The sequence below is a fragment of the Paenibacillus sp. FSL P2-0136 genome, from assembly GCF_037975325.1.
Taxonomy (GTDB): domain Bacteria; phylum Bacillota; class Bacilli; order Paenibacillales; family Paenibacillaceae; genus Paenibacillus_AQ; species Paenibacillus_AQ silagei.
On record NZ_CP150244.1, the window covers coordinates 222,936 to 236,744 of the forward strand.

At 58.1% G+C, this 13,809-nt stretch carries 10 protein-coding genes; 6 read left to right on the plus strand and 4 right to left on the minus strand.

Translation table 11 applies throughout. The features are described from left to right. Positions 1-6: 6 nt before the first annotated feature. Positions 7-771 carry a tryptophan-rich sensory protein gene (locus NYE26_RS00930; RefSeq protein WP_339253242.1) on the minus strand — a complete coding sequence of 255 codons (765 nt, stop codon included), beginning with the start codon at positions 769-771 and terminating at the stop codon, positions 7-9. Between the two features lie 198 nt (positions 772-969). Here NYE26_RS00930 and NYE26_RS00935 point away from each other — a divergent pair, with 198 nt between their 5' ends. From NYE26_RS00935 to NYE26_RS00945, 3 genes are all read left to right on the plus strand, one after another. Next, entirely contained in the window at positions 970-3,420 is a 2,451-nt protein-coding gene (locus tag NYE26_RS00935) for a TIM-barrel domain-containing protein (protein ID WP_339253244.1), read from the plus strand. Between the two features lie 379 nt (positions 3,421-3,799). Then, positions 3,800-6,889, plus strand: coding sequence for a DEAD/DEAH box helicase (locus NYE26_RS00940; protein ID WP_339253246.1), 3,090 nt, complete (start codon positions 3,800-3,802; stop codon positions 6,887-6,889). 39 nt (positions 6,890-6,928) lie between these two features. Continuing rightward, positions 6,929-7,852: a hypothetical protein gene (locus NYE26_RS00945; RefSeq protein ID WP_339253248.1), complete on the plus strand. Its 924-nt coding sequence runs from the start codon at positions 6,929-6,931 to the stop codon at positions 7,850-7,852. Positions 7,853-8,596: 744 nt separating this feature from the next. Here NYE26_RS00945 and NYE26_RS00950 read toward each other — a convergent pair. Together NYE26_RS00950 and NYE26_RS00955 are read right to left on the minus strand one after the other, a co-directional pair. Next, positions 8,597-9,259 carry a GTP pyrophosphokinase family protein gene (locus NYE26_RS00950; RefSeq protein WP_051477780.1) on the minus strand — a complete coding sequence of 221 codons (663 nt, stop codon included), beginning with the start codon at positions 9,257-9,259 and terminating at the stop codon, positions 8,597-8,599. Between the two features lie 284 nt (positions 9,260-9,543). Then, positions 9,544-9,918, minus strand: coding sequence for a hypothetical protein (locus NYE26_RS00955; RefSeq protein WP_339253250.1), 375 nt, complete (start codon positions 9,916-9,918; stop codon positions 9,544-9,546). A 278-nt stretch (positions 9,919-10,196) separates the two neighbouring features. Here NYE26_RS00955 and NYE26_RS00960 point away from each other — a divergent pair, with 278 nt between their 5' ends. The 3 genes from NYE26_RS00960 to NYE26_RS00970 are packed head-to-tail and all read left to right on the plus strand — an operon-like array spanning position 10,197 to position 12,237. Next, positions 10,197-11,027: a zinc ribbon domain-containing protein gene (locus tag NYE26_RS00960; protein ID WP_339253252.1), complete on the plus strand. Its 831-nt coding sequence runs from the start codon at positions 10,197-10,199 to the stop codon at positions 11,025-11,027. A 36-nt stretch (positions 11,028-11,063) separates the two neighbouring features. Further along, positions 11,064-11,882, plus strand: coding sequence for a helix-turn-helix domain-containing protein (locus NYE26_RS00965; RefSeq protein ID WP_339253254.1), 819 nt, complete (start codon positions 11,064-11,066; stop codon positions 11,880-11,882). Positions 11,883-11,931: 49 nt separating this feature from the next. Beyond that, positions 11,932-12,237: a hypothetical protein gene (locus NYE26_RS00970; protein WP_339253256.1), complete on the plus strand. Its 306-nt coding sequence runs from the start codon at positions 11,932-11,934 to the stop codon at positions 12,235-12,237. Between the two features lie 581 nt (positions 12,238-12,818). On the opposite strand, the gene NYE26_RS00975 is transcribed toward NYE26_RS00970, so the two are convergent. Beyond that, entirely contained in the window at positions 12,819-13,772 is a 954-nt protein-coding gene (locus NYE26_RS00975) for a diacylglycerol kinase family protein (protein WP_339253258.1), read from the minus strand. Positions 13,773-13,809: the final 37 nt, after the last annotated feature.

Sequence of the window (13,809 nt, forward strand, 5' to 3'; positions counted from 1 at the left end):
ATTTATTTAGTATCTGCTGCGGGAACGGCGCGGAGTCAGCAGCAGCCAGATACTGTAGAGCAAGAGAAGGCCTGCTGCAATCAGGCCGGTGAAATACACCTCATTCGTGTCCTTATGCTCGATAGCAATGGCGATATAGGCCCAGACGAAGACGAGCGGATAGATGCTGTCACGGTACGGGTAGCTTACCAGCACAGCCAGCACAGCACCGACGCAGAGCATGATGACGGCCCAGAACGGGCCGCTGAGTCCGAAGCCTCCCCAGTCGTTCTTCACCAGCACAACGCTGACATTGACGATGGTGGCTACCGAGATCCAGCCGAGGTAGAGGCTGAACGGCAGTTTCACGAGCCATTTCTCGCCTGTCGTGGGATCTGCGATGAAGCGGGTTTTGCGGTAAATGACGATCAGGGAGAGCAGCAGAAGCACCATCGCCACCAGCGACAGCTCAATGTACAGGTAATGCCAGAGGAGCAACCAGCCCATATTGAAGAGACAGCTGAGCATGAACCAAATCCCGATTCGCTGGACGGAATCCCTGCCCCCGGTATCGCTTCGGAACTGATAAATAATGAATCCGGCCAGCAGCAGATAGATCAGGGACCAGATGGAAAAAGCATATCCGGCCGGTGTGAGGTACGTATGATACCTGTCCGAGATTTCGGCGGTGCTGTTCCCGCCAAGCGGCAGGACGACCGAAAGGGTATTGACGGCAATGACGCCGAGGAAGAGCAGTAAATTCCCCCACTTATAAGGATTAGTTCTAGTCATATGACCACTCCCTAACTTGTTTGATAACTACGTTTTGGCCTTGGCCTATATAGAATATACCCGCTGTGGCGGCAATTCAGACTAATCCGGCAAAAAAAATGACCAATTGGTCATAAGAATCGCGGATAGTATTCCTTAGGCCCGGGGTAATATGTAGTCAAGAAGTAGATCAGCAAGCAGCGAAGGGAGAGAAGATTCATGGAGAGCAGTGAGGCGATACGCCCCGAGAAGATGGGGCCGATGGTGATGAAGGAGACCTGGAACACGCCGGGCAGCGTGGTGTCCTGGGAACGCTCCGAGAATATCTACATCGTCCGGGGGGAATGCGCCGGGATGGCTTTTATCTTTCTGAGCGATGATATGTTCCGGATGAAGGTCTTCCATAGCAAGGTACCGGACCTGACCACCTCGGAGGCTGTGCTGAAGGAGTGCTGTATTCCGCATCTGTTTCCGGTAGAGGAGACGGAGGAGCAGCTCATTTTTTCTACAGGCGCCATCCGGCTGATTATTGAGAAGGCCTCGTTTCTGCTCCGTGTGGAGAATACATCCGGGAAGGTGATCATGCAGCAGAATCTGGCGAGCTGGAACCCGCGCGGCGCAAGCCATGCGGAATATGATATGCAGCCGGACTCGCATTTCTACGGACTGGGTGAGAAATCGAGCTTCCTGGACAAACGCGGGGAGCGTTATACGAACTGGAACACTGATGTGTTCGCCCCTCATCTGCCGGAGATTGAAGCGCTCTATGAGTCGATACCGCTCATTATCCACATGCACGGTGACCTCTCCTACGGGCTGTTTCTGGATAATACGGGCCGGAGTGATTTCGACATGCGCTCGCACGGCGTTGCTTTTACCATTGGCTGTTCTACGGGAGCGTACGATATCTATTTCATTAATGGGCCCGAGATGAAGGATGTCGTCCGAAGATACACCACGCTCACCGGCCGGATCGCACTTCCGCCCAAGTGGGCGCTCGGTTATCACCAGTCCCGCTACAGTTACATGAATCAGCAGGAGGTGCTGCAGCTGGCCAAGACCTTCCGTGAGAAGAACATCCCATGCGATGTGATCTATCTGGATATCCACTATATGGACGAGTACCGCGTATTCACCTTCGACCCTGTCAACTTCCCTGATCCGCAGAAAATGATCTCGGAGCTTGCGGAGCTGGGTGTGCGCATTGTCCCGATTGTAGATCCCGGCGTCAAAAAAGACCCCAAATACGAGGTGTATAAGCAAGGGGTGCTGGAGAAGCATTTCTGCCGCCGCCTGGAGGGCGATATTTTCTTCGGTGAGGTGTGGCCGGGGATCAGTGCCTTTCCTGATTTCAGCGACAGCCGGACCGCCGAGTGGTGGGGAGATCTGCACAAATACTACACAGAGCTTGGCATTCAGGGCATCTGGAACGATATGAACGAGCCTGCGGTCTTCAATGAGACCAAGACGATGGATCTTGATGTGATGCATTTCAACAACGGGCGGCCGGTGACGCATGAGGAATACCATAACCTGTACGGGATGATGATGTCCAAAGCGACCTATGAAGGGCTGGCCGAGCATATGGGGGGTGAGCGTCCCTTTGTGCTGACCCGTGCCGGGTATGCGGGCATCCAGCGCTATGCAGCCGTATGGACCGGCGATAACCGCAGCTTCTGGGAGCACATGGCGATGGCGATGCCGATGGTGCTCAACATGGGGCTGTCCGGGCTGGCCTTCTCGGGGCCGGATATCGGCGGGTTCGCCCATCATACGTCGGCGCAGCTGCTGGTGCGGTGGACGCAGATGGGCGTCTTTTTCCCATACTGCCGCAATCACTCCTCCATCGGTACGCTGCGCCAGGAGCCGTGGTCCTTCGGGGAAGAGGTGGAAGGGATTTTGCGTGAATTCATCGGACTGAGGTACCGCTGGATGCCGCATTTGTATAATCTTTTTCATGAAGCGGAAATGAGCGGTCTTCCTGTCATCCGTCCGCTGGTGCTAGAATATCCGCGTGATCCGCATGTCAGTAACCTGTGTGACCAGTTCCTGCTGGGTGAAAATGTGCTGATTGCCCCGGTCTACCGCCCGGATACGGATCACCGCTCCGTCTATCTGCCGGAAGGCTGCTGGCTGGACTATTGGGACGGGGAGATCCATGAAGGCGGACGGCATATTCTTGCGGCTGCACCGCTGCACATCATGCCGATGTATGTGAAGGCCGGCAGCTTCGTGGCCGAAGGCCCGCTGAGACAGTATGCGCTGGAGGACACGGAGGAGACGATCATCTTCCACCTCTACGGGGCGGAAGCGGCTGCGGGCTTCTCTTCGTCCTTCAAGCTGTATGAGGATGACGGCCACAGCTTCAGCTACCGCAAGGGGCAGTATACGGAGCTTGCCGTGCAGGCCGAAGGCGGGCAAGGTCTGCTTGCACTGAAGTGGGCGTATGCGGTGCACGATTATAAGCCGCGCCGGGAGATGCTCCGCTTCGCGCTCTGCTATCCGTTCTTCACTGTCGCTGCGGTGGAGGGACTGGCAGAGATTAGCCTGGAGCAGCTGAATGAGGGGGCACTGGGCTGGGCCCGGAACGGCAAGAACGGCGCGATCATCGTACAGGTAGCGGATGCTGCCGGGGGCGGGGAGCTGCGGATTCTGGCAGGTACGGATTAGAGGGCAGGTAGCTGTAGCCCGTAAGATTTTGGTAGTCCAGCACGAGTTGCTGCACAGGATTTCAAGACCGGCTAGCCTGGAGAGGGCGGGCCGGTTCTTTCTGCTGCAACGCTATCTGGACAGTAATCGCCTGATCTGAACAACAATCTGCTGAAAATCACAGAAAATGTGCAGAAAAGTTTTTAAATATAGGCTTTTTCGTATAAGATGAAGGGATGAAGAAAAAGTTGCAGCAGATAACGTAACAGGAAGGCTGTGCGGCTAGAGCTATTGCTGCCGGTGCAGCTTCATAATATATTTCTCGCGCAGCAGGAGGCAGTCTTCCGGATTGGAAGGGCTGCTCTTGCTGTTTGCTCACAAGAATGGAGATTAACCAACAATGATTAAGCATCTGTATGCAATATGGTTAGGGGACGTATTATTCTGCTTCTCGGGCGAAACCTCCGAGCCGAAGGTGGACGCATGGACACGCGTAATCAAACGGCTGGAGCTCCGCAGCGGCTGGCGTCCTTTTGCGGGTGCTGCACTGCGGCTGGCGGAAGTGAAGTATCCTGCGGCCGCCGCCGTGGAGGGCAAACCGGCGCGGCGCGGACTGCCCGGACGCACGCTGGAAGGGCTGGCGCTGTCGCCGAAGGATGCCTTCGAGCTGCTGCTGGCCTGGGATGAGCAGGCGAGCCGTGCCCAGGGCATTGAACCCGGGGGGGAGCTGCGCTACTGGTCGGCAGCCGCCCGCTTCGCGCTGGAGCTGATGGGCAAGGGCGGGATTGTGCCCGGCGCCCAGCCGCCGCGCAAGATCGGTTCGCGGCGGCGCGGCGGCGAACAGGCCGCTGCCGTATGCTGGTCACCGGCGTTCCGGGAAGAGGCGGATAAGGAGTTCTTCCTGCAGATGGCGGCTTCCATGCCGGTGCTTGCACTTGGCACACACGTAGCTGAGGAAGGCGACCTGTCCTCGCGGGAGGAAGCGGGCGGGTATGTGCTGTATTCCTTCCTGCAGGCGGTCATGACCGCCGAGATCAAGAATGTGGTTGCCGCCCATGAGAGCGTGCTGTCGCCGTATAAGGCTAATTACCGCCGCGGCTATTCTCCACTGACGGAGCTGTGGTGGAACAGTCTGCTCACGGGCAGCCGGGATATCCCCGTGCAGGGGACTCCGGCTGAGGTAACGGAGCTGCTGGCAGTGGTGAACGAGACGGCGGGCCATGAGGTGCCGCATTTCGAGACTGAGGAGGCCCGCAGCGGACAGCTAAGCCTGGGCCTGCGGCTGGAGCCTCCGGCGGAGGAGAGCGAGCTGTGGCAGCTGACCTTCTGGGCGGAGAGCCGGGAGGAGGGGGAATTCTGGATTCCGGCGGAAGCGGTGTGGAGCAGCCGGGAGCGGGAATTCACCCTATGGGGCAAGCGTTACCGCAATATTCAGCAGCAGCTTCTGGCTGCGCTGGGACGGGCGGCGAAGAGTTCGCCCGACATCCGGCGCTCGCTGGCTGAACCGGCCCCGCGCGGGATTGAGCTGCCGCCGGAGCGGCTGTATTTCTTCCTGAAGGAGAGCGTGCAGCAGCTGCGGGAACGGGGAATTACCGTGCAGATGCCTTCGCGCTGGAGCCGGGAGGGACGGCGGCGGATCGGCATGAGAATGAAGATGCAGCCCCCGGCGGGTGCAGCGGATGGCCCGGTGCAGTCTGCGCTGGGCATGGAAGAGCTGATCTCTTTCCGTATTGAAGCCTCTCTGGGAGATTCAGACATCACAGAGGAGGAACTGAATGCCCTGGTGGAAGCAGGCGTGCCATTTGTGCGCTTCCGGGGAGAATGGATTGAAGTGGACCCGAAGGAGGTTCGTCAGGTCCTGAGATATATTAAGCGTGGTGAGAGCGGAGAGATGACCGCAGCCGACTGGATGCGCCTGGAGGCTGAAGATGGTGAAGAGCGGCTGTGGAAGGGCATGTCGGTTACCGGCATGGAGACCTCTGGCCTGCTGGCCTCCCTCATGCACGGCGATGTGCTGCGCGGGATGCCGCTGCGTCCGGTGCCGGAGGATCTGAACGGAACGCTGCGGCCATATCAGGAGCGGGGTTATCAGTGGCTTACGGCACTCAGCAATCTCGGCTTCGGCGTCTGCCTGGCTGATGATATGGGCCTCGGCAAAACCGTGCAGGTCATCACCTGCCTGCTCGACCGGGCGCTGAATGCCCCGCCGGGCGAGAAGCAGGAGCCTGTGCTGATCCTCTGCCCGACCTCGCTGCTGGGCAACTGGCAGCGGGAATTGCAGCGCTTCGCCCCTTCGCTTAGCTTGCATATTCACCATGGAGGGCGGCGGGTGCGCGGCGAAGGATTCAGGGAACTGGCGGCCAGCCATGAGATTGTGCTAACTACCTACCATCTGGCGGGCCGGGACAGCGAGGATCTGGCCGGGGTACGCTGGTCCACGGTTGTGCTGGATGAAGCGCAATACATCAAGAATCACCGCACCAAGCAGGCGCAGAGCGTCATGAAGCTGAGCGCGCCGCACCGGATCGCAATGACCGGGACTCCGGTGGAGAACCGGCTGGGCGAGCTGTGGTCGATTTTTCATTTTCTCAACCCAGGTTATCTGGGGACGTATCATTCCTTCCGCCAGCGTTATGTGTCGGGAGAGGGCGGCGAACGGCTGCGTGAGCTGCACCGGCTGGTCTCGCCCTTCCTGCTGCGGCGTCTCAAGAGTGACCCGGATATCTCGAAGGATCTGCCGGAGAAGCTTGAGCTGAAGTCCTATTGTCCGCTTACGGAGACCCAGGCCGCGCTGTATCAGGGGGTTGTGGATGAGATGCTAGGCGTCATCGGCGAGCGTTCGGGCATGGCCCGGCGGGGGCTGGTGCTGTCTTCCCTGACCAAGCTGAAGCAGATCTGCGATCATCCCCAGCTGTTCCGCAAGGACGAGGGGCGGAGCCTGCGCAGTGAGCCTTCGGGCAAAATGGACGTCATGTTCGAGTTGCTCGACAGCATCTCTGAGCTTGGCGAATCGGCGCTGATCTTCACCCAGTATGTGGCGATGGGCGAACTGCTGGTCAGCCGGCTGGCCAGACGATACGGGCAGACGCCGCTGTTCCTGCATGGCGGCATCTCGAAGCGTGAGCGCGACGAGATGGTGCATGCTTTTCAAGAGGGGGACGGTCCGGCCTTCTTCGTTCTGTCGCTTAAGGCGGGAGGCGTAGGCCTCAATCTGACACGGGCGAATCATGTGCTGCACTATGACCGCTGGTGGAACCCGGCTGTAGAGAATCAGGCGACGGACCGCGCCTTCCGGATTGGACAACATAAGAATGTACAGGTGCATAAGCTGATCTGCCAGGGAACGCTGGAGGAGCGGATCGACGAGCTGATTGAACGCAAAAAAAGCCTGTCCGAGCAGGTCGTCGGCTCCGGTGAGAACTGGTTAACCGAGATGTCTAACCATGAGCTCAAAGAGCTGATTGAACTCCAGGGACAGGACTGGATGTAAACAGGGCAATACATTGTAAGGCAGAAGGAGGCAACATCTATGAATGAGCTGCTGGAGCTGCGGCTGGAGGTGCTGCCCGGGGTCATTAAGGCCACCGGGAGTGTGGGGCCTGCTGCTGAAGGAGCAGACAGACGCAGCAGCAAAGCCGGAGCAGAGATAGAGAAGCAAGGGGAACAGGGCCAGCGGGCGGAGCCGGTGCGGCAAGGAGAGCGGGTGGAGAATAAGCAACTGGTGCAGCAAGGGCAAAAAGAGCGGGTGGAAGCAGTGCCGCAGGTACGGCAAGGACAGCAGGCGCCACTACCGCAGGTGCAGAGGGAGGCTGTTACTCTGCATATTCCGCAGTGGACACCCGCCCGGAAGAATGAAGTGCTGCATCAGCTCGCTGCGCATCCGGGCGAATTGTATGATCTGCTGCAGGGCAGCCTGAATGGCGGGCTTGCTGCACTGGAGCTGCTGCCTGTAGATGACGAGCTGAGGCTGGCTGCAGAGGAACAGGGCACGGGTCTGTTGCCTGCTGAGGAGCTGGTGCAGCGGGTCCGGCAGCAGCTGACCCAGGAGCCGCTGCTTGCGTTCGCCCTGCGCGGACTGTCCAAGGAAGAGCTGCTCTCCGGCGTATTCGCCTTGTGGGCGGAGCAGGAGAACGAACGGAGCACTGAAGAAGACGCGCCTGCGTCTGTGTCGCTCGCGTCCGAGCTGGCCCGGCTGGAGCGCAAGGGTCCGGCCGTATCCTCTGGAGAGTGGCTGGCTGAGGCAGCGGCTGAAGGCTCTCTGCACCAGCCGGGGCCGCTGTTTCACGAGATCTCCTCACGTCCGTTTCCGGCTATGCCTGAGGTAATGGAGCCGGAGGAGGATTGGAGCGCACTCCTGCCACAGACACCCAAGGCGCGTGAAGGGCTTGCGCTGCTGATGCGCCGGGTCTCGGAAGCTGCTGCGAAGCGCGCGGCGGGCTTGAATAAGCTGTAGCTGAGCGGGTTCGTGAGATGGGGCTTGAGTAAACTGGAGGAGCACGGATAGGTGTGATGGGAATGAATGAGCAATAGGCTACATTGTTTATGCGGCGACTGAAACTGCTCTTTAAGTAATATAGAGGGTAAACTAGGCCAACTGGTGAAAATGGATCGGATGCCGGGCTCGAATGTAAGAGTTGTTCTACCAAGTAACATTAGTTTTGGGAGCAGTGCGCCGGGTAGGTTGCGAGGTGGCTGCACGGGATTAAAGTGGATAAATCCCTCTGGTTCAGCCAGAAGTCGGCGTGCGGACATTTTGCTACTATTCAGCAGGCGGGAATGAGGAGCAGAAGTGCTCCTGAATTGGATCAAACCGGGCGGTAGGCGGGAATGAGGGGCAGAATTGCCCCTGAATTGGCCCAAACGGGGCGGTAGGCGGGAATGAGGAGCAGAAGTGCCCCTGAATTGGCCCAAACCGGGCGGTAGGCGGGAATGAGGGGCAGAATTGCCCCTGAATTGGCTCAAAACGTGCTGGTAGGCGGGAATGAGGAGCAGAAGTGCCCCTGAATTGGCCCAAACCGTGCGGTAGGCGGGAATGAGGAGCAGAAGAAGTGTCAGAAGTGCACCTCACTCCCGTCCTGATCGCCAGAAAAAAGTGAGCAAAACAAAAGAGGAGCACACAAGTGCCCCTCTAGTAGCCGGATAAAGGCCTAGCTGCGGCCAGTTCACCCTAAGTTTATGTGTGTTCTGTGCTGCGCAATTAAGACTCGTTGCCGCCGCTGCCTTCTGACAGCTCCAGGATCTCCCGGCGCAGGCGGAGCATCTTCTGATCCAGCTCATCGGCAGCACGGGCGGCTTCCTTCAGCTCCTCGGCCACATGGGAGGGCAGCTGTTTGTCGAATTTATAGTAGAGAATATGCTCCATGCTGGCCCAGAAATCCATGGCTAACGTACGCAGCTGCATTTCTGCCTTCACCCAGCGGGTGCCATCAAGCAGTACCAGCGGTATAGCCACGATAAGGTGCAGGCTCTGGTAGCCGTTCGGCTTCGGGTGGGCAATATAATCCTTAATCTCAAGCACACGGATATCCTCGCGGGCGCACAGGTGGTCCACCAGCCGGTAGATATCCTTCACGAAGGCGCAGACAATCCGCATCCCCGCAATATCATGGATGTGCTGTTCCATATTATCCAGGTTAAGCTCATAGCCCTTACGCTGCATTTTTTGCACAATGCTCTTCGGTTCTTTGATCCGGCACTTCACATGCTCAATCGGGCTGAAGCCGTCACGCACCTGCCACTCGGTCCGGATGATATCGATTTTATTCTCAAGCTCATTCAGAGCATGACGGTACAGCGCCGGCAAAGCCTTGAAATTCTCAACCTGCTTGGCAAAATCCTCGTTAATCTGCCACTTCTGCATATCCTTCACATGGACCTGCAACTTGTTCAATGTTACTTGTGTACTATCATATTCTTCCACTGAAACTCTCCCGGTTTTCGTTATTTGTGACTGTAGACCATGAATGGATGACTACGGCAATCTTATACAGCGCTAGCTGCGGTTCTGATTCTATTTTAACCGATGTACAGCCCCGGAAGCAAAATAAAACCGTAACCCTGACCGAAGAGAAACATTCTTCCCTCCGGCGCGTATTAGCTCAGTATAGGCTTTAGGCCGTCCTTATGGTGCAGCTCCGTTCATCCTTATTTGTTGGTGGGAGAGCCTGTGCCGTAGCCTTCATCCTGATAGCCTGTATTCTCCAGCTTCTGCAGGACGTTCAAGCCTTCGATCTGAAGGCGGGTCTCGTCAGTGCCATGGTCGTGCAGATACTGGAACAGGCGGATGGTGGTGGCATCGAACTGCTCTGCGGCATCATCATGATCGGCTGACTTGTAGGGAACCAGAGCACGCCGGAAGGCGTAGTCATCCCCGCTGGCCAGATCGGCCAGAAGATCCTGAAGCACAGTCAACCCGTCACTGGACAGCAGAACCTCGTACTCACTGGAGTCGCCTCTCTCTTCCTGAATCAGACCGTGATTCACAGAGACGAAATATCGGTTAAGGTTATCGTCAGGCACAATTCATCCCTCCATCATTCGATAATGTACGGGTACGCAGGAACGGATCCAGCAGAAGGCAATATGTATGATTGCTTCTTCCGCAGCATACTCATTCCAATAAGAACGCTAACCGCCTCTACTTGGTATTTACCACATGACGACAAATAATGAATCTACCGTGGACTTTTGGTATGATAGAATCACGTTTCCGCTGCTGCGTGGGGCGGCAATCGGAATGTAAGGATATACGCGGCTGCGAATCAGCCTATTCTCACTCTGGAGAAGGAGGAACTACAATGAATTTACTGCAACGCATTAAAGACGGTGCCAGCCGGGTGAGTGAAAAAGCGCAAAGCTCGGTGGAAGTGAGCAAGCTGAATGGGCAGATTTCGGATATTGAGCATGAGATGCAGGTTGAATTTCTGAAAATGGGGAAGCTGTTCTACGAGGGATATCGTTCAAGGGATATGTCGGTGGCTGAAGGCCAGATGATCGAGCTTGCGCGGGGCTGTAACAAGCTGCAGGAGCAGATCGAGGACGTACGCTCAAGAATTGCCGAATTGAGAAATGAACGCTTGTGTGCCTGCGGTCAGATCGTAGGGCTGGATGCCAATTTCTGTCCGCATTGCGGACGTAAGCTGGAAGCACGCAAGCCGGAAGATAAGGAGATTTCACTGCGTAAAGAGCCGTCTTCGGCCGCCGCCGCTACTGCAGCACCGCCTGTGGTTACCGTACATACGGTGCTGGAGCATGAAGATGAGGAAGACCAGTACTACGGCGAGGAAGAGCTGACCGAAGCGGAACGGGAGCTGGCCAGAAGACCCGAAGCACGTGTGCAGTATGCGGAGGTGCTGCCTGAACTGGAAGAAGAGGCAGAGCTGGAGGATGCGGACCGGATGGCTCCAGGTTCTGACCGGAGCCGCCGGGAGGCAGATGAACTGGAACGGGAACGGGAGCGGCAACTGGAGCTGGACCGCCGGATCAGGGACTGGAAGGCAAGTGAGCCAGCCGAAGAGCGGGTAGCCGGAGACGCGGATACACGGGAGATTGTGAACTGCCAGATCTGCCGCGCCGATCTGCCGAAGGGCTCCATGTGGTGCCCGCGCTGCGGCTCGGAGCAAATATAGACAGTGTAGTACTGACAGCTTAGGGGGACAACATAGATGGAACAGTTGCTGCTGCATCTGCGCAATTTGGGTTTCACAGAGATGGAATCCAAAATTATGGTTGAGCTGGCCACCAAGGGCCAGGCTTCGGGCTACGAAGTGGCAAAGCAGCTAGGAGTATCAAGATCGAACGTATATGCGGCGCTTCAGCGCCTGACTCAGCAAGGCTACGTGCGCTGCGGAGAAGGGGAGCCGGCACGCTACAGTGTGCTGGACCCGGAAGAGCTGGCCACGATGATATCCGGCCGGGTGCAGGCCTCGCTTGCCTATATGGAGAGTGAAATGCCGCGCGGAGGTCCGGTCAGCCCCTCCTTCTACAACGTGGAGGGTGACCGGAATGTCATGGGAGAGCTGGTCCGCCAGCTGAATCTTGCCGCCCAGGAGATTGTAGTGGATGTATGGCGGGAGGAAGCCTCGCTGCTGCGCAGTGAGCTTGAGCAGGCGGAGAAGCGCGGAGTGAAGCTGCTGTGGGCTTTTGACGGCGGTGATGCTGTGCCAGCACCTTATCCGGTATGGCCGCCCCTGCCGGGGAAGCCGGAACGCAGCGGAGGCCGGAAGTTCTCCTTCGTCGTGGACCGGAGCTGGTGCATGCTCGGCATGCGTTATGAGGACGGGAGCGCCCAAGCCGTGATTACCGAGCATCCAGTGCTTGTGGAGCTGCTGCTCAAATCTTTTACACAGGAATTGGTATTGTTCGAGCTGGAGGAAGATATGGGCCCCGAACTGCAGCGACGCTACGGGGAGCGCTATAGCCGGATCTACAGCAAATATGTGCTGCATGATCAGGAGGAATCGGGGGAAGAGCCGGAGGAATAGGGCTGCAATAGTAAGTGCCCAAGTTCACTAAGCAAGGGAGGTGACAAGCATGGAGTGTATTGTACATTTTGAAGTGCAGCATGCAGAGGGCGTCAAGCCGCTGCGCGGACTGCTGTTCCTGGAAGAGGGCAAGACCCCGGGAGAGCGGGAGCTGGTGGAGATGTTCAAGGACATGAAGTTCAACGTCCGGCTGGATAACCGGGAGAAATGGATTTTCAAGCCCGTGGCTCGGGGAGAAAGTTATTCCGAGATCCGCATTACCAGCTTTGACAACGGGAAGAAAAGCAGCACGACGGAGGGTGAGCTGAAGTCGATTGTCGGCAACCTGCTGCCCCAGAAGCCAACCGGGATATAACCGGAGCAGCGGGGTTCCAGCGGTTTTTGTCCAAAGATAAGAATGTATATGCTTCGCGCTATAATTATCCTTATCTTTCTCGCTGAAACGGTACCGTCCTTTAAAAGGACGGCAAAGCCGGTTCAGCTTGGCCAGCAGAATTACTGCTGCTAGCGGAGGATATCTTTGTGAAGAAGGTCTATTCCTGCACGAAGCAGGAAACGGCCCCGGCGGAAACGTGAAATATGTAACAAGGAGCAGGCCCAGGGGAATACCCGGGGCCTGCTCTTTGTGTTGGGAAATATCATTCCAACTTCTTCATTAGCCAGACCAATCTGCTCCTAACGGACCTGAGAGACCTTATCCCCTGGAAAACACCGCTTTTGGTGTCTTATCGGACCGAGGTGACCTTAAGGTAGCTCAAAACGATACTTAAGAGCAGTATTTCAGAGAATAAGCTCCGTGTGGTCCGTTACCTGCCTAATTTATGACTTTCATCTAGAATAAGAGCGCCTCAGTCCGTTACGCGGAGCCACATATGTGCCCACCGCGCCCAGCCCCGCCGCGCCCAGCCCCGCCGCGCCCGTCCCGCCGCGCCCGGCCTAGCCGCCCGCGCGGCAGGACCCCGCGGCGTCGGCAGCCACCGCCGGGGCTGCCGCCAGCGGCGAGAGCACGCGCAGCGCGCCCGGCTCGCAAGCCACGGCCAGCGGCGCTGTGCCGAGCGCTTCGCCATCGCCGATGGCGTGGCGCGGCTGCGCGAAGTGCACGGCTACGCTGCGTCCGCGCAGCATGGTGACATAGGGCAGCTTCGTGTGCCTGCCCTTCACCACCGTCGGGAACAGCCGCAGCAATTGCCCGCGGCTGACCCCGTGCACGACGCAGACGTCAAGCAGGCCGTCGCCTGATTCCGCCTGCGGGCAGATCAGCAGCCCGCCGCCGTAGCTGGGCAGGTTGCAGACCGAGACCAGCCACGCCTGGTCGAAGGCCTGCTCCTTCCCGTCGCAGGTCACGCTGACGCGGCAGGGCTTGAAGGTCATCAGCGTATGCAGCACGCCGATGATATAGGCTAGGCGCCCGGCGCCAATGGCGTTGCACAGCCGCTTGTAGCGGCTGCCGTTCACATTGACGGCCACCTGCGCGTCGAAGCCGCTGGCCACCGCCGTCAGGGTGAGCCGGGCTGCCGCGCTGATCAGATCGGCTTCGATGCAGTGTTCCTGCAGCGCGGTGTCCAGCGCAGCCTCAGGCGCGAGCGGGATGCTGAACCCGCGCGCGGTGTCATTGCCCGAACCCGCCGGGATGACTCCCAGCGGGACCCCAGTGCGCCGCAGTGCGCCCAGCACACTGTGGATCGTGCCGTCGCCGCCGACAATGATGGCGGCGCGCCAGTCCTCGCGGCGGGCAAGCGCCTGCAGCACCTGACTCTCTGCACTGTCAGCGCTCTGGGTGAACAGCGCTTCATACGAAACAGTCCGCGCCGCAAGCAAGGCCTGTACGGTGTGCCAGGTCCGCCGTCCCGCCCCGCCGCCGGAGCGGGGATTTATGATGAACAAATACATGGATGCTTCCCCCAGCCTGTAGATTCCTGCATGTCTT

Excerpts from the sequence above, each read along its gene's own strand:
- NYE26_RS00930 (WP_339253242.1), bottom strand. The coding sequence starts at position 771 with ATGACTAGAACTAATCCTTATAAGTGGGGGAATTTACTGCTCTTCCTC.
- NYE26_RS00970 (WP_339253256.1), top strand. The coding sequence starts at position 11,932 with ATGGAGTGTATTGTACATTTTGAAGTGCAGCATGCAGAGGGCGTCAAG.
- NYE26_RS00960 (WP_339253252.1), top strand. The coding sequence starts at position 10,197 with ATGAATTTACTGCAACGCATTAAAGACGGTGCCAGCCGGGTGAGTGAA.
- NYE26_RS00935 (WP_339253244.1), top strand. The coding sequence starts at position 970 with ATGGAGAGCAGTGAGGCGATACGCCCCGAGAAGATGGGGCCGATGGTG.
- NYE26_RS00940 (WP_339253246.1), top strand. The coding sequence starts at position 3,800 with ATGATTAAGCATCTGTATGCAATATGGTTAGGGGACGTATTATTCTGC.
- NYE26_RS00945 (WP_339253248.1), top strand. The coding sequence starts at position 6,929 with ATGAATGAGCTGCTGGAGCTGCGGCTGGAGGTGCTGCCCGGGGTCATT.
- NYE26_RS00975 (WP_339253258.1), bottom strand. The coding sequence starts at position 13,772 with ATGTATTTGTTCATCATAAATCCCCGCTCCGGCGGCGGGGCGGGACGG.
- NYE26_RS00965 (WP_339253254.1), top strand. The coding sequence starts at position 11,064 with ATGGAACAGTTGCTGCTGCATCTGCGCAATTTGGGTTTCACAGAGATG.
- NYE26_RS00950 (WP_051477780.1), bottom strand. The coding sequence starts at position 9,259 with ATGCAGAAGTGGCAGATTAACGAGGATTTTGCCAAGCAGGTTGAGAAT.